22 protein-coding genes, 1 tRNA gene, 3 rRNA genes and 1 riboswitch are annotated in these 26,147 nt (G+C 56.7%); of the genes, 14 read left to right on the top strand and 12 right to left on the bottom strand.

The genetic code is table 11. The annotated features are described in order from the left end of the window. The first annotated feature begins 74 nt into the window (after positions 1-74). Entirely contained in the window at positions 75-1,136 is a 1,062-nt protein-coding gene (locus tag HF650_RS23005) for an alpha/beta fold hydrolase (protein WP_187802797.1), read from the top strand. Here HF650_RS23005 and HF650_RS23000 read toward each other — a convergent pair. The 10 genes from HF650_RS23000 to rsd form a co-directional block, all read right to left on the bottom strand. Beyond that, on the bottom strand, positions 1,066-2,142 hold the full coding sequence (locus HF650_RS23000; RefSeq protein WP_346014243.1) for an AraC family transcriptional regulator: 1,077 nt from the start codon (positions 2,140-2,142) through the stop codon (positions 1,066-1,068). The two genes, HF650_RS23005 and HF650_RS23000, sit on opposite strands and share 71 nt — an antisense overlap. A gap of 97 nt (positions 2,143-2,239) precedes the next feature. Further along, complete coding sequence (locus HF650_RS22995; protein WP_023479392.1) at positions 2,240-2,557, bottom strand: PTS lactose/cellobiose transporter subunit IIA; 318 nt, start codon at positions 2,555-2,557, stop codon at positions 2,240-2,242. Positions 2,558-2,561: 4 nt separating this feature from the next. Next, entirely contained in the window at positions 2,562-2,867 is a 306-nt protein-coding gene (locus HF650_RS22990; RefSeq protein WP_187800509.1) for a PTS sugar transporter subunit IIB, read from the bottom strand. Positions 2,868-3,203: 336 nt separating this feature from the next. After that, positions 3,204-4,358 (bottom strand): 2-iminoacetate synthase ThiH, encoded by a 1,155-nt coding sequence (thiH, locus tag HF650_RS22985; RefSeq protein WP_187800508.1) that lies wholly within the window; start codon positions 4,356-4,358, stop codon positions 3,204-3,206. Continuing rightward, complete coding sequence (thiG, locus tag HF650_RS22980) at positions 4,355-5,125, bottom strand: thiazole synthase (RefSeq protein ID WP_187800507.1); 771 nt, start codon at positions 5,123-5,125, stop codon at positions 4,355-4,357. The genes thiH and thiG overlap by 4 nt, the downstream gene beginning before the upstream one ends. 1 nt (position 5,126) lies before the next feature. After that, complete coding sequence (gene thiS / locus HF650_RS22975) at positions 5,127-5,327, bottom strand: sulfur carrier protein ThiS (protein WP_187800506.1); 201 nt, start codon at positions 5,325-5,327, stop codon at positions 5,127-5,129. Beyond that, positions 5,311-6,066, bottom strand: a complete 756-nt coding sequence (locus tag HF650_RS22970) for a HesA/MoeB/ThiF family protein (protein ID WP_187800505.1) — start codon at positions 6,064-6,066, stop codon at positions 5,311-5,313. Before HF650_RS22970 ends, thiS begins: the two co-directional genes overlap by 17 nt. Continuing rightward, positions 6,059-6,694 (bottom strand): thiamine phosphate synthase, encoded by a 636-nt coding sequence (thiE, locus tag HF650_RS22965; protein WP_187800504.1) that lies wholly within the window; start codon positions 6,692-6,694, stop codon positions 6,059-6,061. Before thiE ends, HF650_RS22970 begins: the two co-directional genes overlap by 8 nt. After that, positions 6,694-8,589 carry a phosphomethylpyrimidine synthase ThiC gene (gene thiC, locus HF650_RS22960; protein ID WP_187800503.1) on the bottom strand — a complete coding sequence of 632 codons (1,896 nt, stop codon included), beginning with the start codon at positions 8,587-8,589 and terminating at the stop codon, positions 6,694-6,696. The genes thiE and thiC overlap by 1 nt, the downstream gene beginning before the upstream one ends. Before the next feature lie 83 nt (positions 8,590-8,672). Further along, positions 8,673-8,809: riboswitch (TPP riboswitch) on the bottom strand. A 54-nt stretch (positions 8,810-8,863) separates the two neighbouring features. Next, complete coding sequence (rsd, locus tag HF650_RS22955; RefSeq protein WP_187800502.1) at positions 8,864-9,367, bottom strand: sigma D regulator; 504 nt, start codon at positions 9,365-9,367, stop codon at positions 8,864-8,866. 79 nt (positions 9,368-9,446) lie between these two features. Here rsd and nudC point away from each other — a divergent pair, with 79 nt between their 5' ends. The 6 genes from nudC to HF650_RS22925 all read left to right on the top strand — a co-directional run bounded on the left by nudC (position 9,447) and on the right by HF650_RS22925 (position 13,802). Then, positions 9,447-10,220, top strand: coding sequence for an NAD(+) diphosphatase (nudC, locus tag HF650_RS22950; RefSeq protein ID WP_187800501.1), 774 nt, complete (start codon positions 9,447-9,449; stop codon positions 10,218-10,220). 39 nt (positions 10,221-10,259) lie between these two features. Beyond that, positions 10,260-11,324: a uroporphyrinogen decarboxylase gene (gene hemE / locus HF650_RS22945; RefSeq protein WP_187800500.1), complete on the top strand. Its 1,065-nt coding sequence runs from the start codon at positions 10,260-10,262 to the stop codon at positions 11,322-11,324. A gap of 9 nt (positions 11,325-11,333) precedes the next feature. Beyond that, positions 11,334-12,014, top strand: a complete 681-nt coding sequence (gene nfi / locus HF650_RS22940; RefSeq protein WP_187800499.1) for a deoxyribonuclease V — start codon at positions 11,334-11,336, stop codon at positions 12,012-12,014. A 33-nt stretch (positions 12,015-12,047) separates the two neighbouring features. Then, positions 12,048-12,638, top strand: a complete 591-nt coding sequence (locus HF650_RS22935) for a YjaG family protein (protein ID WP_187800498.1) — start codon at positions 12,048-12,050, stop codon at positions 12,636-12,638. A 186-nt stretch (positions 12,639-12,824) separates the two neighbouring features. Beyond that, positions 12,825-13,097 (top strand): nucleoid-associated protein HU-alpha, encoded by a 273-nt coding sequence (hupA, locus tag HF650_RS22930; protein WP_002884342.1) that lies wholly within the window; start codon positions 12,825-12,827, stop codon positions 13,095-13,097. A 12-nt stretch (positions 13,098-13,109) separates the two neighbouring features. After that, on the top strand, positions 13,110-13,802 hold the full coding sequence (locus HF650_RS22925) for a DUF1481 domain-containing protein (RefSeq protein ID WP_187802796.1): 693 nt from the start codon (positions 13,110-13,112) through the stop codon (positions 13,800-13,802). A gap of 161 nt (positions 13,803-13,963) precedes the next feature. Here HF650_RS22925 and purD read toward each other — a convergent pair whose 3' ends face one another. Together purD and purH are read right to left on the bottom strand one after the other, a co-directional pair. After that, positions 13,964-15,259: a phosphoribosylamine--glycine ligase gene (gene purD / locus HF650_RS22920; RefSeq protein WP_187800497.1), complete on the bottom strand. Its 1,296-nt coding sequence runs from the start codon at positions 15,257-15,259 to the stop codon at positions 13,964-13,966. A gap of 15 nt (positions 15,260-15,274) precedes the next feature. Continuing rightward, positions 15,275-16,864, bottom strand: a complete 1,590-nt coding sequence (purH, locus tag HF650_RS22915; RefSeq protein WP_187800496.1) for a bifunctional phosphoribosylaminoimidazolecarboxamide formyltransferase/IMP cyclohydrolase — start codon at positions 16,862-16,864, stop codon at positions 15,275-15,277. Positions 16,865-17,433: 569 nt separating this feature from the next. On the opposite strand from purH, the gene HF650_RS22910 reads away from it, so the two are divergent. The 7 genes from HF650_RS22910 (at position 17,434) to aceB (ending at position 25,989) form a co-directional block, all read left to right on the top strand. Then, positions 17,434-18,975 (top strand): 16S ribosomal RNA (locus HF650_RS22910). An 84-nt stretch (positions 18,976-19,059) separates the two neighbouring features. Continuing rightward, positions 19,060-19,135 (top strand) — tRNA-Glu (locus HF650_RS22905). A 200-nt stretch (positions 19,136-19,335) separates the two neighbouring features. Then, positions 19,336-22,241 (top strand): 23S ribosomal RNA (locus tag HF650_RS22900). Between the two features lie 194 nt (positions 22,242-22,435). Continuing rightward, positions 22,436-22,551 (top strand): 5S ribosomal RNA (gene rrf, locus HF650_RS22895). Together the 16S, 23S and 5S rRNA genes with 1 tRNA gene alongside form the textbook arrangement of a ribosomal RNA operon. A 98-nt stretch (positions 22,552-22,649) precedes the next feature. Next, positions 22,650-23,078, top strand: a complete 429-nt coding sequence (locus HF650_RS22890) for a YjaA family stress response protein (RefSeq protein ID WP_187800495.1) — start codon at positions 22,650-22,652, stop codon at positions 23,076-23,078. Positions 23,079-23,211: 133 nt separating this feature from the next. Further along, entirely contained in the window at positions 23,212-24,141 is a 930-nt protein-coding gene (metA, locus tag HF650_RS22885; protein ID WP_187800494.1) for a homoserine O-succinyltransferase, read from the top strand. A gap of 246 nt (positions 24,142-24,387) precedes the next feature. Further along, complete coding sequence (aceB, locus tag HF650_RS22880) at positions 24,388-25,989, top strand: malate synthase A (RefSeq protein ID WP_187800493.1); 1,602 nt, start codon at positions 24,388-24,390, stop codon at positions 25,987-25,989. Positions 25,990-26,147 lie beyond the last annotated feature (158 nt).

Below are 26,147 nucleotides of genomic sequence, written 5' to 3'. Positions count from 1 at the left end.
GATCGTGTTTCAGGACGCCCGCCGCACAAGGGACGGGCACACTCAGCGTTCTGTTAACCCATCAGGAACGCATGATGTCCCTACGCACAATGATTCTCTTTTTTACGCTCCTTCTGAGCGGCATAACCCATGCCGACACCGCCTTCCGCCAGCTTCATCTGAAGGAGGATAAAGCGCGCCCGCTCAATGTCGCCGTCTGGTATCCCACAGCTCAAACCGGCACCCCGGAAACGGTGGGCGACAACCCGGTTTTTGTTGGCACCCCGGCACTGCTTAACGCACAGCCCACAACCGGTACACATCCATTATTGCTGCTCTCACACGGGTACGGCGGTAACTGGCGCAACCTGAACTGGCTGGCGCAACGCATGGCGGCGCAGGGGTATATCGTCGCCGCGCCTGATCATCCGGGCACCACCACCCGCAATAAAGCGCAGCAGGATGCGTGGCAGCTCTGGCAGCGCCCGCGCGATTTGCGCCGCGTAATGAATGACCTGATTGGCGATCCTGCCATTGCTGGCCAGGTGGACATCCGGCGCATTGCCGCGATCGGCCACTCGCTGGGGGGCTGGACGGTAATGGAGCTGGCAGGTGCACGCTTCGATGCCGGACGTTTCCAGACGGATTGTAAAAGCCATCCCGTGCTGGCGGGCTGTAAGTTGATCCCAACGCTGGGCATCAATCGTCCTGAGACATCCGCCTCGTTGATGGAGAGCCAGCGCGAGCCACTCATTAAAGCCGTTGTTTCGCTGGATTTAGGGCTGGCGCGCGGTTTCACGCCGGAGAGCCTCGCTCAACTGAATGTGCCGGTGCTGATCCTCTCCGCGCAGGCCGATAGTGACGAGTTACCTGCGCGGCTGGAGTCCGGCTACCTGCAACACGACATTCCGGCGGCGAAGCAGCAGGCGCAAAGCGTTACGGGCGCTACCCACTTTAGTTTTATGCAGCTCTGCAAGCCTGGCGCGAAAGCATTGATTGAGGCGCAGGATCCGGGCGAAGGGATTGTGTGTGAGGATGGCGGTGCGCTAAGCCGGGCTGACATTCATCAGCGGCTTAGCGACACGATCACAGTTTTTCTGCAACAGGCGCTGGATTACCCGCCGAGCGGCGAAACGCCGTCGGGCTCACGCCGCTAATACGCACAAACTCGCGGTTGAAGTTAGATTTGGTGGCAAAGCCAGCATCGAGCATGATGCTGGTGACGGGCGCGTCGGTGGTGAGCAGCAGATGTTGGGCATAGTGAATACGAAAGCCGTTAATCCATTGTGAGACATTGCAACCGCGCACCGCATTGACGGCACGTGAAATCTGACGCGCCGGGATCACCCATTTTCGCGCCAGCAGATCGAGCGTCAGGTCGCTATTGAGAAACAGCTGCTGTTCGGTAAGACGCGTCTCCAGCTTTTCACAGAGCGCCACCAGATCGCTATCCAGCTCCACGCTTTGCTCATCGGCTGGTGATATCTGCGGTATTTCTTCAGCGGTGGGGATTTTCTTGCCGCTGTAGAGAATCGCGAGGCAGATAAATGGCAGCAGAATCGCCTGCGAGAGGGCGACGAGGCGCGCTGCCTGCAAGCCGTCATACCAGGCGTAGTCGAGCGTAATCGCAAGATCGGTCAGGCCGCTAAAGCAGAGAAACACCCCAGCGAGAAAGGCCATTACCGAAGTATTGCGCGCATCTGTTAGCCGTGTCAGCACGAACGCATCCGCACCGCGATAAGCGGTGCCAATTAGTGCGCCGCCGTAACCGATATAGAGCAGCATCAGCACAATGTCCGTAGTCATTGGCGCGATCAGGTTCAGCGCCAGCGCGATGGCTGGCGGCAGCAGCGAGGCAATGCGCTTAGCGATGCGGCTTCGCCCGGTCACACTGGCAAAACAGCGCCATGCCAGCGGCGGTAGCGCAATGGCCAGTATCGACTGCAGCTGTCGCAAAACCAGCGCATCAAATTGCCAGCGCAGTGCTGTCACCAGCACCAGTAGCGCGCAGCCAGTGATAAAGGTGGCGAGGGTGCGATAGCCGGCAGGGCGTTGCAGCCAGACTTTTGCCAACAGCATCAGCAGTAGGGAGAGGGTGTAAAAAGGAACGGGAATAGCGGGCATCAGGCACCTGCGGTGGCGATTACGATCGGTGAATGCCATGTTGTGCCATAAATCGGCGCGGAAAACATCCCACCGTTTTAAGCGCAATAAAAAACGCCCGGTGAAACGGGCGCCTCTTGTGGGACTAAAGCGACAATTAAGCGCGCGGCGGAAGCCTGCGGTAGATCTCAATCAGGTCGTCAGCCAGGTCCTGGATGACCATCGCGTTCATCAGATGGTCCTGAGAGTGAACGGTGATTAGGTTGACCGGCAGTTTACCGGTGCCTTCATCCAGACCGATTAGCTGGGTCTGGATCTTGTGCGCGGCTTTAACAAATTCGCGAGACTCCTCCATCGCTTTTTCCGCGTCGTCGAAGTCACCTTTGCGCGCCATCTGCAGCGCGGTCAGTGCCTGGCTGCGCGCCGCACCGGCATTGACCAGCAGTTCCATAATGATGGTTTCTAACTCTTCCACGCGCTCACTCCAGCAGCTTAAGGGCTTTTTCCAGTACGACATCGCCTTTCATCATGCCGTAATCCATCATATCGATCACCGCCACCTTCTTGCCCAGCGGCTCGGCCTGCGCCTGCAGTTTTGCCTGCTCATACTTCACCTGCGGCCCCAGCAACACGATATCTGCCGTTGCAATCTCATCTTTAAAATCCGCAACAGGAACCGCTTTGATGGTGACCTCGACGCCTCTCTTTTGCGCCGCGTCTTTCATTCGTTGCACCAACATGCTGGTGGACATACCTGCTGCACAGCATAAAACGATGTTTTTCATAGTCAGCCTCGGTGTTGATGGGATTATTGATAATTATCCGTCGGCGTTGACTTCAACAACCGCTTTACGATGATTGTGTGTCTGGCATCACAAAGAAAGGGCAGCGAATGTGAAACCGGTTACAACCTGACATCACTTCGTTTCCTTGCTTGCATTACCCGCGCTGGACACGCTTTTTCCCATTGTCATAAGCAGCGTACATGCCGAAGGGAGGCGGAGCGGGAGAGGGGAACGGCGCCCGCTCCGGTCAGTGTACGCTGACGAAGAGAGGGTGCCGCAGCGGGCGCGTTGGTGCCAGCGCCCGACTTTCACTTTACGTAACAGGCCGAAAGAAAATTAACCGTTTATCAGCGTATTACTCTTTTTTTGCGGCACACGTCCCAACCAACTATCCCAGTCTTTCCACACCGGTTGCAACCCACGAGCGATCAGCGCATCGGCGACCATCTCCGGACGTCTCCCATCATGAGGTGAGAACTGCTCCAGCTCCGGGTGATCGTCGGCATAGCCGCCGGGCTGTGTTTTAGAGAAGGCACTGACATTGTTAATGGCGAGGGGGATAACATGATCGCGAAAGTGCGGCGATTCCCGCGTCGACAGCGACAGCTCGGTATCTGGTGCCAGCAGGCGAAATGCGCAAATGGTCTGTACCAGTTGTTTCTCGTCCATGATTGACGCCGGTTCGATTCCTCCCGCGCAGGGGCGCAGGCGAGGAAACGACACCGAGTAGCGGCTCTGCCAGTAGTGTTGCTGTAACCAGAGCAGATGCTCCGCCACCATATAACAGTCGACGCGCCAGCTGTCGGACAGCCCCATCAGTGCGCCAAGGCCGATCTTGTCGATCCCGGCGTGGCCAAGGCGATCCGGCGTCTCCAGCCGCCAGAAAAAGTCCTGCTTTTTGCCGCGCAGATGATGCCGGGCATACTGCGCCTCGTGGTAGGTCTCCTGGTAGACCATCACACCATCCAGCCCAAGTCCCTTTAGCTCGCGATACTCCTCTTCAGAAAGCGGCTGCACTTCCATCTGCAATGAGGCGAACTGGCGGCGAATAGCGGGGAAATGGCGGCGAAAATAGTCCATCCCCACTTTTCCCTGATGCTCACCGGTGACCAGCAGCAGATGCTCAAAACCCAGTTCACGCAGGGCAGCGCACTCGCGGGCGATCTCCTCCTCATCCAGCGTTTTGCGCTTCAAATGGTTACTCATGGAGAACCCGCAATAGGTGCAGTCATTGGCGCAGAGATTCGACAGATAGAGCGGGACATAAAAACTGACGGTGTTGCCAAAACGCTGGCGGGTCAGGCGCTGCGCTTTCTGCGCCAGCAGCTCCAGCAGCTCGCTGGCCGCCGGGGAGAGCAGCGCCATCATATCGTCGCGGGTTGCTTGCCGGGCGTTAAGCGCACGCTCGACGTCAGCGGTGGTCTTGCTGTGAATACGCAGGCGAATATCATCCCAGTTCAGCTGCCGCCAACGGTCGGTGAAGGTGTTCATTGCAGCGCCTCCAGAAAGCCGGTCAGTGGGCTGGTGGCCGCGGCGTAGTGTTGGCGAGCGCCCGGTACTGCTTGACGCGCCAGTGCTCCGGCTTCCACTGCCAGGCGAAATGCGCGCGCCATGGCGACGGGATCGTCCGCGACGGCGATAGCGGTGTTGACCAGCACCGCATCTGCGCCCATCTCGAGCGCCAGTGCGGCGTGGCTTGGCGCACCGATACCGGCATCTACTACCACCGGCACGCTGGCCTGCTCAATGATGATCTCCAGCATGGCGCGGGTCTCCAGCCCCTGATTCGAGCCAATCGGCGCGCCGAGCGGCATTACCGCTGCGCACCCCACCTCTTCCAGCCGTTTGCATAACACCGGATCCGCGCCGCAGTAGGGCAGCACCACAAACCCGCTCTGCACCAGCTTCTCTGCCGCGCGCAGGGTTTCGATAGGATCCGGCAGCAGCCAGCGTGCATCGGGGTGGATCTCCAGCTTCAGCCAGTGTGTGCCCAGCGCTTCACGCGCCAGTTGGGCGGCGAAGATCGCCTCTTCGGCATTTTTCGCGCCGGAAGTGTTTGGCAGCAGGGTGACGCCCGCGTCTATCAGCGGCTGCAAAATAGCGTCATTACGCTGGCGTAAATCGACGCGCTTCATTGCCAGCGTCACCAGCTCGCTGCCCGCCGCCTGAATCGACTCCACCATCAGCTGCGGTGTGGCGAATTTCCCCGTGCCGGTAAAGAGGCGTGAAGAAAAGCTTTTATCTGCAATACGTAACATCTCAACCCCCTGCGATAACCTGAAACAGCAGGATGCGATCGCCATCCTGCAACTGTTGCTCTCCCCAGCGATCGCGCGGCAGAATCGCCTCGTTTAGCGCCAGCGCGACGCCCGGCTTTAACTGTTCAAGCGCCTTAAGCAGGTCGGCAACACTGAGCGCCTGTGCGCAGCTCATCGGTTCGTCATTAACGCGTATTTGCATGATGTCCTCCGCAGACCGGGCAGGTGCTGGCGCGCTGTAATGCGAGGGTGCGCCACAGGTTGGTGCGGGCGTCAAACAGCCGCAGCTCTCCCTGTGCCGCCTGCATGCCGGTTAACAACTTGATCGCTTCCAGCGCCTGCATCGCCCCCATGATGCCAACCACCGGGCCGAGAATGCCCGCCGTGCGGCAGTTGCGTTCCGGCTCGCGCTCGTCGGGCCACAAACAGCGGTAACAGCCCTGCTCCCAGGGCGGGGTGAGCACCAGTAACTGGCCGCCAAAACCGACGGCGCTAGCGGAAACCAGCGGCGTATTACGCGCCACGCAGGCGGCGTTGATCGCCTGGCGGGTCTGCATGTTATCGCTGCAATCAAGCACCACATCGGCGCGTGACACCTCTTCCAGCAGCGCGTCGCCGCTGAGCCGCTGTGAGAGAGAGACCAGTTCAATCTCCGGGTTCAACTGATGCAGCCGCTCGGCCGTCACCCTGGCTTTGGGCTGATTAATATCGCGCGAGGTAAAGAGGATCTGCCGTTGCAGGTTGCTCAGGTGCACGGCGTCATCATCCGCCAGCACCAGCATGCCGACACCCGCGCCCGCCAGGTAGGCGGCGGCAGGCGCACCAAGACCGCCAAGTCCGACAATCAACACCCGGCTGTCGAGCAGCTTCTGTTGTCCGGCGATGGCGATCTCCTCCAGCAAGATCTGGCGGCTGTAGCGCATAAAGTCGTGATCATTCATCGCCCACCCCCGCGAGATCCAACAGCTGCCGCGTGGCCTGCTGCCACTCATCCGCCTGGGTAATGGCGCTCACCACGGCGATGCTGCCGACGCCCGTAGCCAACACCTCTGGCGCGCGCGCGAGGCTGATGCCGCCAATTGCCACTGTCGGGTAGTCGCCGAGCCGCGCAACGTGGCGTGTCAGTTGTGCCAGCCCCTGCGGAGCGGAAGGCATCTGCTTGGTTTGCGTCGGGAAAACGTGCCCGAGGGCGATGTAGGAGGGGCGTGCCGCCAGCGCGACATCAATTTCCATATCATCATGGGTCGAGAGGCCGAGCCGCAGCCCGGCCTGGCGAATGGCGCTTAAGTCGGTGGTGGCCAGATCCTCCTGACCGAGATGCACGCCGTAGGCCTGGTGTTTAATCGCTAGCTGCCAGTAATCATTGATAAACAGCCGCGCGTTGTAACGGCGCGCAAGGGCAATGGCAGCTATCACCTCCGCTTCCACCTCTTCGTCGCGCTTGTCTTTGATCCGCAGTTGCACGGTACGCACGCCTGCATCCAGCAGACGGGCGATCCACTCTACGCTATCGACCACCGGATAGAGTCCGAGGCGAAAGGGCACCGGCGGGAAATCAGGCTGGTACATTACGCCTCCTCCTGTTTCAGGTAGATCTCCCCGCCGCGGGCGCGGAAGTCACTGGCTTTATCCGCCATGCCCGCGTCGATGCTCTGCGCGGCGGCGTAATCACGCACCTCCTGCGAAATCTTCATCGAGCAGAATTTCGGCCCGCACATCGAGCAGAAGTGCGCCACTTTGCCCGACTCCTGCGGCAGGGTTTCATCGTGATAGGCGCGGGCGGTGAAGGGGTCGAGGGCGAGGTTGAACTGATCTTCCCAGCGGAACTCAAATCGCGCTTTTGACATGGCGTTATCGCGGATCTGCGCGCCAGGATGGCCTTTGGCCAGATCTGCGGCATGGGCGGCAATCTTGTAGGTAATCAGCCCCTGTTTGACATCCTCTTTGTTCGGCAGGCCTAAGTGCTCTTTCGGCGTGACGTAGCAGAGCATCGCGCAGCCAAACCAGCCAATCATTGCCGCGCCGATACCAGAGGTGAAGTGGTCATAACCCGGCGCGATATCGGTAGTGAGCGGCCCAAGAGTGTAGAAGGGCGCTTCGTGGCAGCTCTCCAGCTCCTCGGTCATATTGCGGCGGATCATCTGCATCGGCACATGGCCGGGGCCTTCAATCATCACCTGCACGTCATACTCCCAGGCGATTTTGGTCAGTTCACCGAGCGTATGTAGCTCGGCGAATTGCGCTTCGTCATTGGCGTCCTGAATCGATCCCGGCCGCAGGCCGTCGCCGAGTGATAAAGAGACATCGTAAGCCGCGCAGATTTCGCAGATTTCACGGAAATGGGTGTAGAGGAAGTTCTCCTGGTGGTGCGAGAGGCACCACTTCGCCATGATCGAGCCGCCGCGCGAGACAATGCCCGTCAGGCGCTGCGCGGTCATCGGCACATAGCGCAGCAGCACACCGGCGTGGATGGTGAAGTAGTCGACCCCCTGTTCCGCCTGCTCCAGCAGGGTGTCGCGGAAGACTGACCAGCTCAGATCTTCAGCGATCCCGTTGACCTTCTCCAGTGCCTGATAGATCGGAACCGTGCCGATCGGCACCGGGCTATTACGCAAGATCCACTCGCGGGTTTCATGAATGTAGCGCCCGGTGGAGAGATCCATCACCGTATCCGCGCCCCAGCGGGTTGACCACACCAGCTTCTCCACTTCTTCTTCAATCGATGAGGTGACGGCAGAGTTGCCGATATTGGCGTTCACCTTTACGAGGAAGTTGCGACCAATGATCATCGGCTCTGATTCTGGATGGTTGATGTTGGCGGGAATGATGGCCCGGCCCGCCGCCACTTCCGCGCGGACAAACTCCGGCGTAATGTTCTCCGGCAGCCGCGCGCCAAACCCTTCGCCCGGGTGCTGTCGGCGCAGCACTTCACTACGAATGCGCTCGCGCCCCATGTTTTCACGCAGGGCGATAAACTCCATCTCCGGGGTAATGATGCCCAAACGGGCATAGTGCAACTGCGTCACGCATTTACCCGCTTTGGCGCGGCGCGGCGTCAGCAGGCCGTTAAAACGCAAGGCATCAAGGCCGTCATCTGCCAGGCGTTGGTTGGTATAGGCTGAACTGCGATGGTCCAGCTCTTCGCTATCATCACGCGCCGCGATCCACGCTGCGCGCAGCTTAGCCAGGCCCTGCTGCACATTGATGGCAATCGCCGGATCGCCGTAGGGGCCAGAGGTGTCATACACCGGCACCGCTTCGTTCTCTTCGTACTGCGGGGCGGTTTTGGAGCCGCCGACAAGCGTCGGGCTGAGCTGGATTTCGCGCATCGGCACGCGAATATCGGGCTGTGAGCCGGTGAGGTAGATGCGGCGGGAGTTGGGGAAAGCGGTGCCTTCCAGCGTATCGATAAAGTGTTGCGCCTGGGCGCGTTGTTCACGGCGTGAACGTTGAGTAGTAGACATAGCTCATTCCAGTGTCAAAGGAGATGGCTTGTCAGACGACGGATGGAGTAATGGCAGCAAACCGCCCGTAAGGGTGGTGTTGAGGATGGATTACTCTTGTTCCCTTCGCAGGTATTAGCCTGATCAGGTTCCGCGGATCCCGAATTAACGGTCTCAGCCTTTTTACACTTCAACTTTCAGCAAGCGTGGGTGTAAAAGAGTGGCACTCCGACAAGAAAAACCCCCGCCCGAAGCGGGGGACTGTTTTTTAAACTACGCGTTAATGCTTAAGAACTCAAGCCGGGCGCGCCATCCCGCTTTCATCATTGGCGCTTTCGCTGAGCTGGTTGTCGTACGCCAGTGTGATCAGCTGATCTTCCAGCGTAAAACGCGCCGCCAGCGCTTCACCGATGTCTGAGAGAGCCTGCTGGAACTCCATGCAGTTATCATCATCGATGGATTGTTCGAGGCTGGAATCATAATGTTTCATGATTTCAACAGTGTTAGCCTCCAGCTGTGGGTAGAGCTGGGTAGCCGCTAAAAGGGGGCTGGCACCTTCCATTTCCTTGATGATGCGTTCATAAATAGTGAAATGACCGGCGGAAAGATATTCAACCAGATTATGGCAAAAATCATCCAGCGCTTTTTCGTTGAGCTGCATGTACGATCCTTTGCCCGGCTTGATCCCCACCAGGTTGTAATAGGAGATAAGAAGCTGCTTACGCTCGTTGAGCCAGAAATCGACAAGCTTGTTACTTCCCCCCAGTCGTTCTGTCAGGCTTTCTAACTGGTTCAGCATAAATGACTCCGCAAAATGTAAGATTAAAAATGATGTAATAATAATGTTAATAACATGCCAGTGAAGCTAAGGTCGCGCAATGGTACAAACTCTTGAAGCTCATCACCGTGGCTGGTGGATAGTCAGCCATGAACAAAAATTATGGTTGCCCGCTGGAGAATTACCACATGGAGAGGCAGGAAATTTCGATCTTGTGGGTCAACCCGCGCAAATTATCGGCGAATGGCAGGGAGAGAGCGTTTGGCTTGTTCGCCAGCAGCGTTCCCACGAGATGGGATCGGTACGTTTACTGATCGATCAGGATACCGCGCTGTTCCAGTTAGCCGGGCGCGGCGTACAGCTGGCCGAGTTTTACCGATCGCATAAGTTTTGCGGCTACTGCGGGCACACCATGCACCCCAGTAAAACCGAATGGGCGATGCTCTGCGACCACTGCCGGGAACGCTACTATCCACAAATTGCCCCCTGCATTATTGTCGCTATTCGCCGCGATGACAGTCTACTACTTGCCCAGCATACGCGTCATCGCAATGGCGTGTATACCGTGCTGGCCGGATTTGTTGAAGTCGGCGAGACGCTGGAGCAGGCGGTAGCGCGCGAGGTGATGGAGGAGAGCGGGATTAAAATCAAGAACCTGCGTTATGTCACCTCTCAGCCGTGGCCCTTCCCGCAATCATTAATGACTGCCTTTATGGCCGAGTACGAGAGCGGGGAGATCGTCATTGATACCAAAGAGCTAATTGATGCTGGCTGGTATCGCTATGACGACCTGCCGCTGCTTCCGCCGCCGGGTACCGTCGCGCGCCGCCTGATCGAGGATACCGTGGCGATGTGTCGGGCAGAGAGCGAATAAGGTGTATATACTGGCGGCCTGACGCTTGAGGAACTGACAATGACCGAACTGAAAAACGATCGTTACCTGCGCGCGCTTCAGCGCCAGCCAGTAGATATGACGCCGGTATGGATGATGCGCCAGGCAGGCCGCTATTTGCCGGAATATAAGGCAACCCGTGCGCAAGCGGGCGATTTTATGTCGCTGTGCCGCAATGCGGAGCTGGCCTGTGAAGTGACGATGCAACCCCTGCGCCGCTACAAGCTGGATGCGGCGATCCTCTTCTCCGACATTCTGACCGTGCCAGACGCGATGGGGCTGGGGCTCTATTTCGAAGCCGGTGAAGGGCCGCGTTTTAGCCATCCCATCACCTGTAAAGCGGACGTCGATAAGCTGCCGATTCCCGATCCGGAAGATGAGCTGGGTTACGTAATGAACGCTGTGCGTACGATTCGCCGTGAACTGAAAGGCGAAGTGCCGCTGATTGGCTTCTCCGGCAGCCCGTGGACGCTGGCGACCTACATGATCGAAGGCGGCAGCAGCAAAGCGTTCACAAAAATCAAAAAGATGATGTACGCCGAGCCGCTGGTGCTCCATGCGCTGCTGGATAAGCTGGCGCAGAGCGTGACCTCCTATCTCAACGCGCAAATCCGCGCGGGCGCGCAGTCGGTAATGATTTTCGACACCTGGGGCGGCGTGCTGACCGGGCGCGACTATCAGCAGTTCTCTCTCTACTACATGCATAAAATCGTCGATGGCCTGCTGCGTGAAAACGAAGGGCGTCGCGTGCCGGTGACCCTGTTTACTAAAGGCGGTGGCCAGTGGCTGGAAGCGATGGCGGCAACCGGCTGCGACGCGCTCGGCCTCGACTGGACCACCGACATTGGCGATGCGCGCCGCCGCGTTGGCGACAAAGTGGCGCTGCAGGGCAACATGGATCCCTCCATGCTTTATGCCCCGCCCGCACGGATTGAGGAAGAAGTGTCTACAATTCTCTCTGGCTTTGGCAAAGGCGAAGGCCATGTGTTTAACCTCGGTCACGGCATCCATCAGGATGTGCCACCAGAACATGCAGGAGTCTTTGTCGAGGCGGTTCACCGTCTGTCGGCCCCCTGGCATCAATAAGGAGTGAATATGGATCTCGCGTCGCTACGCGCACAACAACTTGAACTGGCCTCTTCCGTGATCCGCGAGGATCGTCTTGATAAAGATCCGCCGACGTTGATCGGCGGGGCGGATGTCGGTTTCGAGCAGGGTGGCGAAGTGACGCGGGCGGCAATGGTGCTGCTTACCTGGCCTTCGCTGGAACTGGTTGAGTACCAGGTGGCGCGGATCGCCACTACCATGCCCTATATTCCCGGCTTCCTTTCGTTCCGTGAATATCCCGCGCTGCTGGCGGCGTGGGAGATGCTGTCGCAAAAACCCGATTTACTCTTTGTCGACGGGCATGGGATCTCCCACCCGCGTCGTCTTGGCGTCGCCAGCCATTTTGGCCTGCTGGTGGATGTACCAACCATTGGCGTGGCAAAAAAACGGCTGTGCGGCAAGTTCGAACCGCTGGCCGATGAGCCGGGTGCGCTGTCGCCGCTGGTGGATAAAGGTGAACAGCTGGCGTGGGTATGGCGTAGTAAAGCGCGCTGCAATCCGCTCTTTGTCGCCACCGGCCATCGCGTCAGCCAGGATACCGCGCTGGCGTGGGTGCAGCGCTGCATGAAGGGCTACCGCTTGCCGGAGCCAACGCGCTGGGCAGATGCCGTGGCATCGGGTCGCCCCGCCTTTGCGCGATGGCAGGCAATTCAGCGCGATATCGGGTAAACTGCGGCGCATTACCGTTTTTGAGAAGCGATCATGTTACAAAACCCGATTCATCTGCGACTGGAAAAGCAGGAAAGCTGGCAGCACGTTGTTTTCATGGCCTGCCTGTGTGAGCGCATGTACCCCAACTATGCGCTCTTCTGCCGCCAGACCGGCTTTGGCGATGCGCAGCTCTATCGCCGTATCCTTGACCTGGTGTGGGAAACAGAGACCGTCAAAGATGCGAAGGTCAATTTCGACAGCCAGCTTGAGAAGCTGGAAGAGGGGATCCCCTCGGCAGAGGACTACGATCTCTACGGTGTCTACCCGGCGATTGACGCCTGTGTTGCACTGAGCGAATTGATTCATTCGCGCCTGAGCGGTGAAACGCTGGAACACGCCATTGAGGTCAGCAAGACCTCGATCACCACCGTGGCGATGCTGGAAATGACGCAGCAGGGCCGCGAAATGAGCGACGAAGAGCTGGGTCTCAACCCCGCTGTAGAGCAGGAATGGGACATTCAGTGGGAGATTTTCCGCCTTTTGGCCGCCTGCGAAGAGCGTGATGTTGACCTGATCAAAGGCTTGCGCGCCGACCTGCGTGAGGCAGGCGAGAGTAATATCGGTATAAATTTGCAGCAATGAGACAATAAAACGTGATTTAAGGCCTGTTTTGTCGCGCCTGAAGGCTTCCCTTCTGACCCCCGTCTGGTCTACATTTGGGGGGCGAAAAAAAGTGGCTATCGGTGCGTGTATGCAGGAGAGTGCTTTTGAGGCATTTCCGTCGCACTCGATGCTTAGCAAGCGATAAACACATTGAAAGGATAACTTATGAACAAGACTCAACTGATTGATGTAATTGCAGACAAGGCTGATCTGTCTAAAGCGCAAGCGAAAGCTGCACTGGAATCCACCCTGGCTGCCATTACTGAGTCTCTGAAAGAAGGCGATGCGGTACAACTGGTTGGTTTCGGCACTTTCAAAGTGAACCACCGCGCTGAGCGTACTGGCCGCAACCCGCAGACCGGTAAAGAAATCAAAATCGCCGCAGCTAACGTGCCGGCATTTGTTTCTGGCAAAGCACTGAAAGACGCTGTTAAGTAAGACAGCATGGCAGTGAACAGTTTTGTCGAAGGGGCGGTAACGCCCCTTTTGTCATACTGGCGTCGCCCGCTTTTGCTGGTCGGCGCACTGCTGCTTGCCGCCTGTAGCCACGATTCGTCACTGCCGCCCTTTACTGCCAGCGGTTTTGCCGGCGATCAGGGCGCGATACGTATCTGGCGTAAAGATTCAGGCGGTGAGACCCATCTGCTTTCCGCATTTAGCCCGTGGCACCGCGGGAACACCTCTTTAGCTGAGTATCGCTGGCAAGGCGATGCGCTCACCCTTATTGAACTCAATATCTACACTAAGCCGCCTGAGCATATTCGCGTGCGTTTCGACGATCGCGGCGAGTTGAGCTTTATGCAGCGTGAAGTGGACGGCCAGAAGCAGCAGCTCTCGAGCGATCAGATCGCGCTGTATCGCTACCGCGCCGAGCAGATCCGCCAGACCAGCGATGCGCTGCGTCAGGGACGGGTGGTGCTGCGCCAGGGGCGCTGGCAGGCAAACAACACGGTACAGACCTGCGAAGGGCAGACCGTGAAGCCTGAACTCGATACGTGGGCGTTAAACCATATTGCGCAGCGCCAGAGCCGTTCGTCGCTGGCCGTGAGCGTGGCGTGGCTGGAAGCGCCGGAAGGGGCGCAGCTGTTGTTGGTGGCGAATGAGGATTTCTGTCACTGGCAGCCGACAGAGAAGACCTTTTAGCGAAGGCGTCATCTGCGTGTTGCCGATGGCGGCGATGCTTTATCGGGCCTACGAAAAGCGATCTCACGGAAATAATGTAGGCCGGATAAGCGAAGCGCCATCCGGCAATGGTTGCTCCCTGGGTCGGGTTCGAAAAACGCCACCCGACCGTTAACCACATACTACTTGTTGCCCTGCTCGCGGGCGATCGCGCGGTAACCAATATCGCTGCGGCTAAAGCTGCCATCCCAGTGAATATCGGTCATCAGGGCGTAAGCGCGCTGCTGCGCTTCGGCAACGGTGTCACCCAGCGCGGTTACACACAGCACACGCCCGCCGTTGGTCAGCACCCGATCGTCATCAGCAAGCGTGGTACCGGCGTGGAACACTTTCCCATCCATAACCTCTTCTAACGGCAGACCGTGGATCTGGTCCCCATTGCGATAGTTGCCTGGATAGCCTCCGGCTGCCATCACCACGCCAAGCGACGCGCGTGGATCCCATTTCGAGACCTTCTCATCCAACTTGCCGTCACAGGCCGCCAGGCAGAGCTCAACCAGGTCCGACTGCAGGCGCAGCATGATCGGCTGCGTCTCCGGATCGCCAAAGCGGCAGTTGAACTCAATCACCTTCGGGTTGCCCTGCTTATCGATCATCAGCCCGGCATAGAGGAAACCGGTATAGGTGTTTCCTTCTGCCGCCATGCCGCGCACGGTTGGCCAGATAACCTGGTCCATTGCCCGCTGATGGACTTCATCGGTCACTACCGGCGCGGGGGAATACGCGCCCATACCGCCGGTATTCGGGCCGGTATCGCCGTCGCCGACGCGCTTGTGATCCTGGCTGGTCGCCATCGGCAGCACATGCTCGCCGTCGACCATCACAATAAAGCTCGCCTCTTCGCCGTCGAGAAACTCCTCAATCACAATGCGATGACCCGCATCGCCAAAGGCGTTACCGGCCAGCATATCGTGGACTGCCGCTTCCGCCTCTTCCTGCGTCATGGCGACAATTACCCCTTTGCCCGCTGCCAGACCGTCAGCTTTAATGACGATCGGCGCGCCTTTCTCGCGCAGGTAAGCCAGTGCGGGCTCAATCTCGGTGAAGTTCTGATATTCCGCCGTCGGAATGTTGTGGCGGGCGAGGAAATCTTTGGTGAAGGCTTTTGAGCCTTCCAGCTGTGCCGCGGCCTGCGTTGGACCAAAGATTTTCAGCCCCTGCGCACGAAATGCATCGACCACGCCAATCACCAGCGGCGCTTCCGGGCCGACGATGGTCAGATCGATGCCCTCGTTCTGGGCGAAGCTGAGTAGTGCAGGAATATCCGTCGCGCTAATCGCCACGTTTTGCAGCGTCGGCTCGAGCGCCGTGCCGGCGTTACCCGGTGCGACAAAGACAGTTTCAACCCGCGGTGACTGCGCCGCTTTCCAGGCCAGCGCGTGTTCGCGCCCGCCGTTACCAATCACTAATACTTTCATTCTCTGCTCCGTGGATTAATGGCGGAAGTGACGCATGTCGGTGAAGATCATCGCGATGCCGTGCTCGTCGGCGGCGGCAATCACTTCATCATCGCGGATAGATCCGCCCGGCTGGATAACGCAGCTCACGCCGACAGCGGCGGCGGCATCGATACCATCACGGAACGGGAAGAAGGCGTCAGAGGCCATTGCTGAACCTTTTACTTCCAGCCCTTCGTCCGCGGCTTTGATACCGGCGATCTTTGCAGAGTAGACGCGGCTCATCTGGCCTGCGCCAATGCCGATGGTCACATTCTCTTTGGCATAGACGATCGCGTTGGATTTAACGAACTTCGCCACTTTCCAGCAGAAGAGCGCATCGCGCAGCTCCTGCTCTGTCGGTTGGCGCTTGCTGACCACGCGCAGCTCATTGGCGGTCACCATGCCCAGATCGCGATCCTGAACCAGCAGGCCGCCATTAACGCGTTTGAAATCGAGGCCCGGCACGCGCGCTGCCCACTGACCGCAGACCAGCACACGGACGTTCTGTTTGGTGGCGGTGATGCTCAGCGCTTCTTCAGTGGCAGAAGGGGCAATAATCACCTCCACAAACTGGCGGGAAATAATGGCTTGCGCCGTTTCAGCATCCAACTCGCGGTTGAAGGCAATGATGCCGCCGAACGCTGAGGTTGGGTCGGTTTTATAAGCGCGGTCGTAGGCCTCGAGGATCGAGCCGCCAACGGCAACGCCGCACGGGTTGGCGTGTTTCACAATCACGCAGGCGGGTTCATCAAACTCTTTTACGCACTCCAGCGCCGCGTCGGTATCGGCGATGTTGTTATAGGAGAGCGCTTTGCCCTGCAGCTGCTGCGCGGTGGCAACGGAAGCCTCTTTGATCTCTTCTTCTATATAGAAGGCCGCGTGCTGGTGGCTGTTTTCACCGTAGCGCATATCCTGCTTCTTGATGAAGTTGAGGTTCAACGTGCGCGGGAAGCGGCCGGCTGGCTCTTTGCTCTCTCCATGATAGGCGGGTACCAGGCTGCCGAAGTAGTTGGCGATCATGCTGTCGTAAGCGGCGGTGTGCTCAAAGGCTTTGATCGCGAGGTCGAAACGGGTTTCCAGCGTCAGCGAGCCATCGTTGGCATCCATTTCATTAATGATGGTGGTGTAGTCGCTGCTCTTAACCACGATGGCGACATCTTTATGGTTCTTCGCGGCGGAGCGCACCATGGTCGGGCCGCCGATATCAATATTCTCAACGGCGTCTTCCAGCGAACACCCTTCACGGGCAACGGTCTGGGCGAAGGGGTAGAGGTTAACCACTACCATATCGATTGGCGCAATGGCGTGCTGCGCCATGATGTCATCATCCTGGCCGCGACGGCCAAGAATACCGCCGTGCACTTTCGGGTGCAGGGTTTTTACGCGTCCATCCATCATTTCCGGGAAACCGGTGTAGTCGGAGACTTCGGTCACCGGCAGGCCTTTATCTGCCAGCAGACGAGCGGTCCCGCCAGTAGAGAGCAGTTCGACGCCGCGCTGGGAGAGCGCCTGGGCGAATTCGACGATACCGGCCTTATCAGAAACACTGAGCAGGGCGCGGCGGACTGGACGAGGTTGTTGCATGGTAAATCCCCTGGATTTGACTTTAACAGAGAGCGTTAGCTGAATTTTCGCTTCTTTATTATGGGAAGATTCAGCTAACACCCCAGGCAGGGCGGATTAATTTTGCGCGGGCATTGTAACGAAAACGTTTGCGCAACGCTCGGGAATTTTTCCACTTTTGGCGCTTTGTGGATAACTCTGTGTGTAAACGCGTATAAGGGCGGCTTTTGCTGTGGAATGCAGCAGTCAGTCATTTTTATGTCATTTTTCTATTGCGGGGTGCGGAGAACTCCCTATAATGCGCCTCCATCGACACGGCGCTAAGCAAACAACAGCTTGCAGCGACGTTAAGTCGGAAGAGAAAAAATCCTGAAATTGAGGGTTGACTCTGAAAGAGGAAAGCGTAATATACGCCACCTCGCGACAGAGCGCTGAAGCGCGTCGCAACTGCTCTTTAACAATTTATCAGACAATCTGTGTGGGCACTCAGGTGACATGGATTCTTAATGTCCTCGGACACTAAATGAATACCAAGTCTCACGGGTGAACACGTAATTCATTACGGTTTAATTCGATGAGCATCAAACTTTAAATTGAAGAGTTTGATCATGGCTCAGATTGAACGCTGGCGGCAGGCCTAACACATGCAAGTCGAACGGTAACAGGAAGCAGCTTGCTGCTTTGCTGACGAGTGGCGGACGGGTGAGTAATGTCTGGGAAACTGCCTGATGGAGGGGGATAACTACTGGAAACGGTAGCTAATACCGCATAACGTCGCAAGACCAAAGAGGGGGACCTTCGGGCCTCTTGCCATCAGATGTGCCCAGATGGGATTAGCTAGTAGGTGGGGTAACGGCTCACCTAGGCGACGATCCCTAGCTGGTCTGAGAGGATGACCAGCCACACTGGAACTGAGACACGGTCCAGACTCCTACGGGAGGCAGCAGTGGGGAATATTGCACAATGGGCGCAAGCCTGATGCAGCCATGCCGCGTGTATGAAGAAGGCCTTCGGGTTGTAAAGTACTTTCAGCGGGGAGGAAGGCGATGCGGTTAATAACCGCGTCGATTGACGTTACCCGCAGAAGAAGCACCGGCTAACTCCGTGCCAGCAGCCGCGGTAATACGGAGGGTGCAAGCGTTAATCGGAATTACTGGGCGTAAAGCGCACGCAGGCGGTCTGTCAAGTCGGATGTGAAATCCCCGGGCTCAACCTGGGAACTGCATCCGAAACTGGCAGGCTTGAGTCTCGTAGAGGGGGGTAGAATTCCAGGTGTAGCGGTGAAATGCGTAGAGATCTGGAGGAATACCGGTGGCGAAGGCGGCCCCCTGGACGAAGACTGACGCTCAGGTGCGAAAGCGTGGGGAGCAAACAGGATTAGATACCCTGGTAGTCCACGCCGTAAACGATGTCGACTTGGAGGTTGTGCCCTTGAGGCGTGGCTTCCGGAGCTAACGCGTTAAGTCGACCGCCTGGGGAGTACGGCCGCAAGGTTAAAACTCAAATGAATTGACGGGGGCCCGCACAAGCGGTGGAGCATGTGGTTTAATTCGATGCAACGCGAAGAACCTTACCTGGTCTTGACATCCACAGAACTTTCCAGAGATGGATTGGTGCCTTCGGGAACTGTGAGACAGGTGCTGCATGGCTGTCGTCAGCTCGTGTTGTGAAATGTTGGGTTAAGTCCCGCAACGAGCGCAACCCTTATCCTTTGTTGCCAGCGGTTAGGCCGGGAACTCAAAGGAGACTGCCAGTGATAAACTGGAGGAAGGTGGGGATGACGTCAAGTCATCATGGCCCTTACGACCAGGGCTACACACGTGCTACAATGGCGCATACAAAGAGAAGCGACCTCGCGAGAGCAAGCGGACCTCATAAAGTGCGTCGTAGTCCGGATTGGAGTCTGCAACTCGACTCCATGAAGTCGGAATCGCTAGTAATCGTGAATCAGAATGTCACGGTGAATACGTTCCCGGGCCTTGTACACACCGCCCGTCACACCATGGGAGTGGGTTGCAAAAGAAGTAGGTAGCTTAACCTTCGGGAGGGCGCTTACCACTTTGTGATTCATGACTGGGGTGAAGTCGTAACAAGGTAACCGTAGGGGAACCTGCGGTTGGATCACCTCCTTACCTTAAAGAACCTTTCCCTGTAGTGCTCACACAGATTGTCTGATGAAAAGTAAATAGCAAGGCGTCTTGCGAGTGAGACTTTGTGTCCCCTTCGTCTAGAGGCCCAGGACACCGCCCTTTCACGGCGGTAACAGGGGTTCGAATCCCCTAGGGGACGCCACTTGCTGGTCTGTGAGTGAAAGTCACCTGCCGATGTATCTCAAACCTGATTCCTGTGTGAACAGCGAGTCATGTCTGAGATATTTGCTCTTTAAAAATCTGGATCAAGCTGAAAATTGAAACACTGAACAATGCGAATTGTTCGTGAGTCTCTCAAATTTTCGCAACTTAAGGTGTTCTCGAAACATCTTCGGGTTGTGAGGTTAAGCGACTAAGCGTACACGGTGGATGCCCTGGCAGTCAGAGGCGATGAAGGACGTGCTAATCTGCGAAAAGCGCCGGTAAGGTGATATGAACCGTTACAGCCGGCGATGTCCGAATGGGGAAACCCAGTGCAATCCGTTGCACTATCGTTAACTGAATACATAGGTTAACGAGGCGAACCGGGGGAACTGAAACATCTAAGTACCCCGAGGAAAAGAAATCAACCGAGATTCCCCCAGTAGCGGCGAGCGAACGGGGAACAGCCCAGAGCCTGAATCAGCCTGAGTGTTAGTGGAAGCGTCTGGAAAGTCGCGCGATACAGGGTGACAGCCCCGTACACAAAAGCACTCTGGCTGTGAGCTCGATGAGTAGGGCGGGACACGTGGTATCCTGTCTGAATATGGGGGGACCATCCTCCAAGGCTAAATACTCCTGACTGACCGATAGTGAACCAGTACCGTGAGGGAAAGGCGAAAAGAACCCCGGCGAGGGGAGTGAAAAAGAACCTGAAACCGTGTACGTACAAGCAGTGGGAGCCTCTTTATGGGGTGACTGCGTACCTTTTGTATAATGGGTCAGCGACTTATATTCTGTAGCAAGGTTAACCGTATAGGGGAGCCGAAGGGAAACCGAGTCTTAACTGGGCGTTAAGTTGCAGGGTATAGACCCGAAACCCGGTGATCTAGCCATGGGCAGGTTGAAGGTTGGGTAACACTAACTGGAGGACCGAACCGACTAATGTTGAAAAATTAGCGGATGACCTGTGGCTGGGGGTGAAAGGCCAATCAAACCGGGAGATAGCTGGTTCTCCCCGAAAGCTATTTAGGTAGCGCCTCGTGAATTCATCTCCGGGGGTAGAGCACTGTTTCGGCTAGGGGGCCATCCCGGCTTACCAACCCGATGCAAACTACGAATACCGGAGAATGTTATCACGGGAGACACACGGCGGGTGCTAACGTCCGTCGTGAAGAGGGAAACAACCCAGACCGCCAGCTAAGGTCCCAAAGTCATGGTTAAGTGGGAAACGATGTGGGAAGGCCCAGACAGCCAGGATGTTGGCTTAGAAGCAGCCATCATTTAAAGAAAGCGTAATAGCTCACTGGTCGAGTCGGCCTGCGCGGAAGATGTAACGGGGCTAAACCATGCACCGAAGCTGCGGCAGCGACACTATGTGTTGTTGGGTAGGGGAGCGTTCTGTAAGCCTGCGAAGGTGTGCTGTGAGGCATGCTGGAGGTATCAGAAGTGCGAATGCTGACATAAGTAACGATAAAGCGGGTGAAAAGCCCGCTCGCCGGAAGACCAAGGGTTCCTGTCCAACGTTAATCGGGGCAGGGTGAGTCGACCCCTAAGGCGAGGCCGAAAGGCGTAGTCGATGGGAAACAGGTTAATATTCCTGTACTTGGTGTTACTGCGAAGGGGGGACGGAGAAGGCTATGTCGGCCGGGCGACGGTTGTCCCGGTTTAAGCGTGTAGGTGTGTGTTCCAGGTAAATCCGGTTCACTCTAACACTGAGGCGTGATGACGAGGCACTACGGTGCTGAAGTGACAAATGCCCTGCTTCCAGGAAAAGCCTCTAAGCATCAGGTAACACGAAATCGTACCCCAAACCGACACAGGTGGTCAGGTAGAGAATACCAAGGCGCTTGAGAGAACTCGGGTGAAGGAACTAGGCAAAATGGTGCCGTAACTTCGGGAGAAGGCACGCTGGTGCGTAGGTGAAGTGACTTGCTCACGGAGCTGAAACCAGTCGAAGATACCAGCTGGCTGCAACTGTTTATTAAAAACACAGCACTGTGCAAACACGAAAGTGGACGTATACGGTGTGACGCCTGCCCGGTGCCGGAAGGTTAATTGATGGGGTCAACCGCAAGGTGAAGCTCTTGATCGAAGCCCCGGTAAACGGCGGCCGTAACTATAACGGTCCTAAGGTAGCGAAATTCCTTGTCGGGTAAGTTCCGACCTGCACGAATGGCGTAATGATGGCCAGGCTGTCTCCACCCGAGACTCAGTGAAATTGAACTCGCTGTGAAGATGCAGTGTACCCGCGGCAAGACGGAAAGACCCCGTGAACCTTTACTATAGCTTGACACTGAACATTGAGCCTTGATGTGTAGGATAGGTGGGAGGCTTTGAAGCGTGGACGCCAGTCTGCGTGGAGCCAACCTTGAAATACCACCCTTTAATGTTTGATGTTCTAACGTGGACCCGTGATCCGGGTTGCGGACAGTGTCTGGTGGGTAGTTTGACTGGGGCGGTCTCCTCCTAAAGCGTAACGGAGGAGCACGAAGGTCAGCTAATCCTGGTCGGACATCAGGAGGTTAGTGCAATGGCATAAGCTGGCTTGACTGCGAGCGTGACGGCGCGAGCAGGTGCGAAAGCAGGTCATAGTGATCCGGTGGTTCTGAATGGAAGGGCCATCGCTCAACGGATAAAAGGTACTCCGGGGATAACAGGCTGATACCGCCCAAGAGTTCATATCGACGGCGGTGTTTGGCACCTCGATGTCGGCTCATCACATCCTGGGGCTGAAGTAGGTCCCAAGGGTATGGCTGTTCGCCATTTAAAGTGGTACGCGAGCTGGGTTTAGAACGTCGTGAGACAGTTCGGTCCCTATCTGCCGTGGGCGCTGGAGAATTGAGGGGGGCTGCTCCTAGTACGAGAGGACCGGAGTGGACGCATCACTGGTGTTCGGGTTGTCATGCCAATGGCACTGCCCGGTAGCTAAATGCGGAAGAGATAAGTGCTGAAAGCATCTAAGCACGAAACTTGCCCCGAGATGAGTTCTCCCTGAGACTTTAAGTCTCCTGAAGGAACGTTGAAGACGACGACGTTGATAGGCCGGGTGTGTAAGCGCAGCGATGCGTTGAGCTAACCGGTACTAATGAACCGTGAGGCTTAACCTTACAACGCCGAAGATGTTTTGGCGTGAGAGACAGATTTTCAGCTGATACCAGATTTGAAGGAACGAACGCTTTTGCGCTGAGGCAAGGCGGCCAGTGACGGAAAGGAAGGAGCATACTGAAGTATGTGACTGACTTTACGAGCGCAGCCAACGCCGCATCAGGGTAAAAGAGACGTTCCGGGCACAAAGAATTTGCCTGGCGGCACTAGCGCGGTGGTCCCACCTGACCCCATGCCGAACTCAGAAGTGAAACGCCGTAGCGCCGATGGTAGTGTGGGGTCTCCCCATGCGAGAGTAGGGAACTGCCAGGCATCAAACAAAGCGAAAGCCTCATGCGAAAGCATGAGGCTTTTTGCTATTCTTTTTCCACGCGTTTTAATCCTCCCCTTCACCGCTAAAGGAAGTAGCCATGGTCACGCTTTACGTTCAGCTGTATAAAAACCGCATGGTTGTACGCAATCTCGCAACGCAGCGGCAGGCCTTCGGCAATAAGCCCTTCAGCAACCAGCGCATCATCGTTGCCGATTTCTTCCTTGCAGAGAAACTACTCCATGATTTGATCCTGGAAGTCGCACCCCGCTCTTTCTGGCATGCTCTGCCCGGGGCCGGTAAGCTGGCGATTCTCGCTCATGCGCTGGAGATGAACGAAGGGGGTTTATCAGCGGTAGAAGAGCGCGCCATCATGGAAATGACCTTCGGGGCAGCACATGGCAGGTGTCGCGCGCCTTATGTCATCGCCAATCCCGCCCCACTTAGCGATCCTCAGATTTTAGAGGCACTACAGCATGTTAAAAAGCCAAAACCGCCTGGCAATAACAACCCCACTATCATCAGCTAGAGCGTCACGGCGCAAGCCGTGACGTGAAACTTTCTCACCTTCCACCGGCAGGCTCGACATTCAGACCATTTATGGGTATTGTCAGCTGTCTGGATGTCTAAACGTATAAACGTATGTTGTGAGGATATAAGTTATGCCGATTCGGGTGCAGGACGAGCTGCCGGCCGTCAATCTTCTCCGGGATGAAAACGTCTTTGTGATGACGACTTCACGCGCGACAGTGCAGGAAATTCGTCCCCTGAAGGTGCTTATCCTCAACCTGATGCCGAAAAAGATCGAGACGGAAAACCAGTTTCTGCGCCTGCTCTCCAACTCTCCGCTGCAGGTTGATGTCCGCCTGCTGCGAATCGATTCACGCGAATCGCGTAATACGCCCGCTGAGCACCTCAACACCTTTTATTGTAACTTCGATGAAGTATGCGACGAGAACTTCGACGGCCTGATTGTCACCGGCGCGCCGTTAGGTCTGGTCGAGTTTAACGACGTTGCCTACTGGCCGCAGATCGAGCAGGTGCTGGCATGGGCAAAAGATCACGTTACCTCGACGCTCTTTGTCTGTTGGGCCGTGCAGGCAGCACTCAATATCCTTTACGGCATTCCAAAACAGACCCGCAGCGACAAGCTTTCTGGCGTTTACGAGCACCACCTCCTGCAGCCTCATGCCCTGCTGACGCGCGGTTTTGATGACTATTTTCTCGCGCCGCACTCGCGTTATGCCGATTTCCCCGCTGCGCTGATCCGTGATTACACCGATCTTGATATCCTGGCGGAAACGGCAGATGGCGATGCCTACCTCTTCGCCAGCAAAGATAAGCGCATCGCATTTGTTACCGGCCATCCGGAATACGACCCGGATACGCTGGCGAGTGAATACTTCCGCGACGTCGAAGCGGGTCTGAAACCTGAACTGCCGCACAACTATTTCCCGCACAACGATCCGCAAAATAAGCCTCGTGCTTCCTGGCGCAGCCACGGTAATTTGCTGTTCATCAACTGGCTCAACTACTACGTCTACCAGATCACGCCATACGATCTGCGCCATATGAATCCGACGCTGGATTAAGCGTTTCAGCACCAGACAACAGGCACCTTCGGGTGCCTTTTTTGTTTGCGAAAATCACTTCACTACCCAATGAAAATTTATCTGCTTTCTAATCAATCACTTATCATGAAACTGTAATTAAAATGGAAATTGTTTTTGATTTTGGAAAATTTATTGGCCAGGATTGATCCTGCTGCACGAAAACTGCACAACCGATCTTCGTTTGCCCTGGAAAATGAGTTTGCTGCCAAAAGAGGAGACTGCACCATGACACAACAGGCGACCACAACTGAAGAACTGGCTTTTACCCAGCCCTTTGGCGCACAGGAGGAGCAGATCCTGACGCCGGCAGCAGTAGAATTTTTGAGCGACCTGGTCGCGCGCTTTACCCCGAAACGCAATCAGCTACTGGCCGCGCGTGTTCAGCAGCAGCAAGAGATTGATAATGGCAAGCTGCCAGGATTTATTTCGGAAACCACTTCCATCCGTGAAGGCGACTGGACGATCCGCGGTATTCCTGACGATCTGCTGGACCGTCGCGTGGAGATCACCGGGCCGGTTGAGCGCAAAATGGTCATCAACGCGCTGAATGCAAACGTGAAAGTATTTATGGCGGATTTTGAAGATTCGCTGGCACCAAACTGGGGAAAAGTGATCGACGGACAGATCAACCTGCGCGATGCGGTCAAGGGCACTATCAGCTACACCAATGAAGCGGGAAAAATTTATCAGTTGAAGCCCAATCCGGCGGTACTGGTGTGCCGCGTGCGTGGCTTACACCTGCCGGAAAAACATGTCACCTGGCGCGGAGAAGCGATCCCGGGCAGCCTGTTCGACTTCGCACTCTACTTCTTCCACAACCATAAAAATCTGCTCGCCAAAGGCAGCGGCCCCTACTTCTACCTGCCTAAAACCCAGGCCTGGCAAGAGGCCGCCTGGTGGAGCGAGGTCTTCAGCTTCACAGAGGATCGCTTCAACCTGCCGCGCGGCACCATCAAAGCGACGCTGCTGATTGAAACGCTGCCGGCCGTTTTCCAGATGGATGAGATCCTCCATGCGCTGCGCGACCATATTGTCGGGCTGAACTGCGGCCGCTGGGATTACATCTTCAGCTACATCAAAACCCTGAAAAACTACCCGGACCGCGTGCTGCCGGATCGCCAGGTAGTGACGATGGATAAGCCCTTCCTCAGCGCCTACTCCCGCCTGCTGATCAAAACCTGTCATCGTCGCGGCGCGTTTGCCATGGGCGGCATGGCGGCTTTCATCCCCAGCAAAGATGCTGAGCGCAATAACTGGGTGCTGAACAAAGTAAAAGCCGACAAGCAGCTGGAAGCAGATAACGGGCATGACGGGACGTGGATTGCACACCCCGGCCTTGGCGATAGCGTGATGGAGATCTTCAATGCGGCGCTGGGCGAGCACAAAAACCAGCTTTTTGTCACCCGCGAAGAGGATGCGCCGATCCGCGCGGAAGAGCTGCTGACCCCCTGTGAAGGGGAGCGCACGGAAGAGGGGATGCGCGCCAATATCCGCGTGGCGGTGCAGTACATCGAAGCGTGGATCACCGGCAACGGCTGTGTGCCCATTTACGGCCTGATGGAAGATGCCGCCACCGCGGAAATCTCCCGAACCTCTATCTGGCAGTGGATCCACCACCAGAAGACGCTGAGCAACGGCAAACCGGTGACCAAAGCGCTCTTCCGCCAGATGCTGGCGGAAGAGATGCAGGTCATCCAGGAGGAGCTGGGTGAGCATCGTTACAGCAGCGGCCGTTTTGACGACGCCGCGCGGCTAATGGAGCAGATCACCACCTCCGATGAGCTGATTGATTTCTTAACCCTGCCGGGCTACCGCCTGCTGGCGTAACTACCCGGGCTAATTTGTTCGCCACGTTGGCCAGGGTAGTGCAGTGCCCACCATTCCCGCCTATGACAAACAGGCTGAGGTGTGTGCGCTGGCCCTGAGCAAACGGCCTTCATCAATAACACCTGGTACGCCAGGAGAAGAATAGGGAGCATCTGCAT

Source organism: Kosakonia sp. SMBL-WEM22 (assembly GCF_014490785.1).
GTDB lineage: Bacteria > Pseudomonadota > Gammaproteobacteria > Enterobacterales > Enterobacteriaceae > Kosakonia.
Note: the sequence above shows the minus strand (reverse complement) of the source record. Positions and strands in the feature narration are given on the sequence as shown.

What these genes read in the sequence shown, in the direction of transcription:
- nudC (WP_187800501.1), top strand. Translation starts at nt 9,447, where the DNA reads ATGGTACAAACTCTTGAAGCTCATCACCGTGGCTGGTGGATAGTCAGC.
- aceB (WP_187800493.1), top strand. Translation starts at nt 24,388, where the DNA reads ATGACACAACAGGCGACCACAACTGAAGAACTGGCTTTTACCCAGCCC.
- hupA (WP_002884342.1), top strand. Translation starts at nt 12,825, where the DNA reads ATGAACAAGACTCAACTGATTGATGTAATTGCAGACAAGGCTGATCTG.
- rsd (WP_187800502.1), bottom strand. Translation starts at nt 9,367, where the DNA reads ATGCTGAACCAGTTAGAAAGCCTGACAGAACGACTGGGGGGAAGTAAC.
- HF650_RS22970 (WP_187800505.1), bottom strand. Translation starts at nt 6,066, where the DNA reads ATGAATGATCACGACTTTATGCGCTACAGCCGCCAGATCTTGCTGGAG.
- nfi (WP_187800499.1), top strand. Translation starts at nt 11,334, where the DNA reads ATGGATCTCGCGTCGCTACGCGCACAACAACTTGAACTGGCCTCTTCC.
- metA (WP_187800494.1), top strand. Translation starts at nt 23,212, where the DNA reads ATGCCGATTCGGGTGCAGGACGAGCTGCCGGCCGTCAATCTTCTCCGG.
- thiE (WP_187800504.1), bottom strand. Translation starts at nt 6,694, where the DNA reads ATGTACCAGCCTGATTTCCCGCCGGTGCCCTTTCGCCTCGGACTCTAT.
- purD (WP_187800497.1), bottom strand. Translation starts at nt 15,259, where the DNA reads ATGAAAGTATTAGTGATTGGTAACGGCGGGCGCGAACACGCGCTGGCC.
- thiH (WP_187800508.1), bottom strand. Translation starts at nt 4,358, where the DNA reads ATGAACACCTTCACCGACCGTTGGCGGCAGCTGAACTGGGATGATATT.
- HF650_RS22990 (WP_187800509.1), bottom strand. Translation starts at nt 2,867, where the DNA reads ATGAAAAACATCGTTTTATGCTGTGCAGCAGGTATGTCCACCAGCATG.
- HF650_RS22890 (WP_187800495.1), top strand. Translation starts at nt 22,650, where the DNA reads ATGGTCACGCTTTACGTTCAGCTGTATAAAAACCGCATGGTTGTACGC.
- HF650_RS23005 (WP_187802797.1), top strand. Translation starts at nt 75, where the DNA reads ATGTCCCTACGCACAATGATTCTCTTTTTTACGCTCCTTCTGAGCGGC.
- hemE (WP_187800500.1), top strand. Translation starts at nt 10,260, where the DNA reads ATGACCGAACTGAAAAACGATCGTTACCTGCGCGCGCTTCAGCGCCAG.
- purH (WP_187800496.1), bottom strand. Translation starts at nt 16,864, where the DNA reads ATGCAACAACCTCGTCCAGTCCGCCGCGCCCTGCTCAGTGTTTCTGAT.
- thiG (WP_187800507.1), bottom strand. Translation starts at nt 5,125, where the DNA reads ATGTTACGTATTGCAGATAAAAGCTTTTCTTCACGCCTCTTTACCGGC.
- thiC (WP_187800503.1), bottom strand. Translation starts at nt 8,589, where the DNA reads ATGTCTACTACTCAACGTTCACGCCGTGAACAACGCGCCCAGGCGCAA.
- HF650_RS23000 (WP_346014243.1), bottom strand. Translation starts at nt 2,142, where the DNA reads ATGGCATTCACCGATCGTAATCGCCACCGCAGGTGCCTGATGCCCGCT.
- thiS (WP_187800506.1), bottom strand. Translation starts at nt 5,327, where the DNA reads ATGCAAATACGCGTTAATGACGAACCGATGAGCTGCGCACAGGCGCTC.
- HF650_RS22935 (WP_187800498.1), top strand. Translation starts at nt 12,048, where the DNA reads ATGTTACAAAACCCGATTCATCTGCGACTGGAAAAGCAGGAAAGCTGG.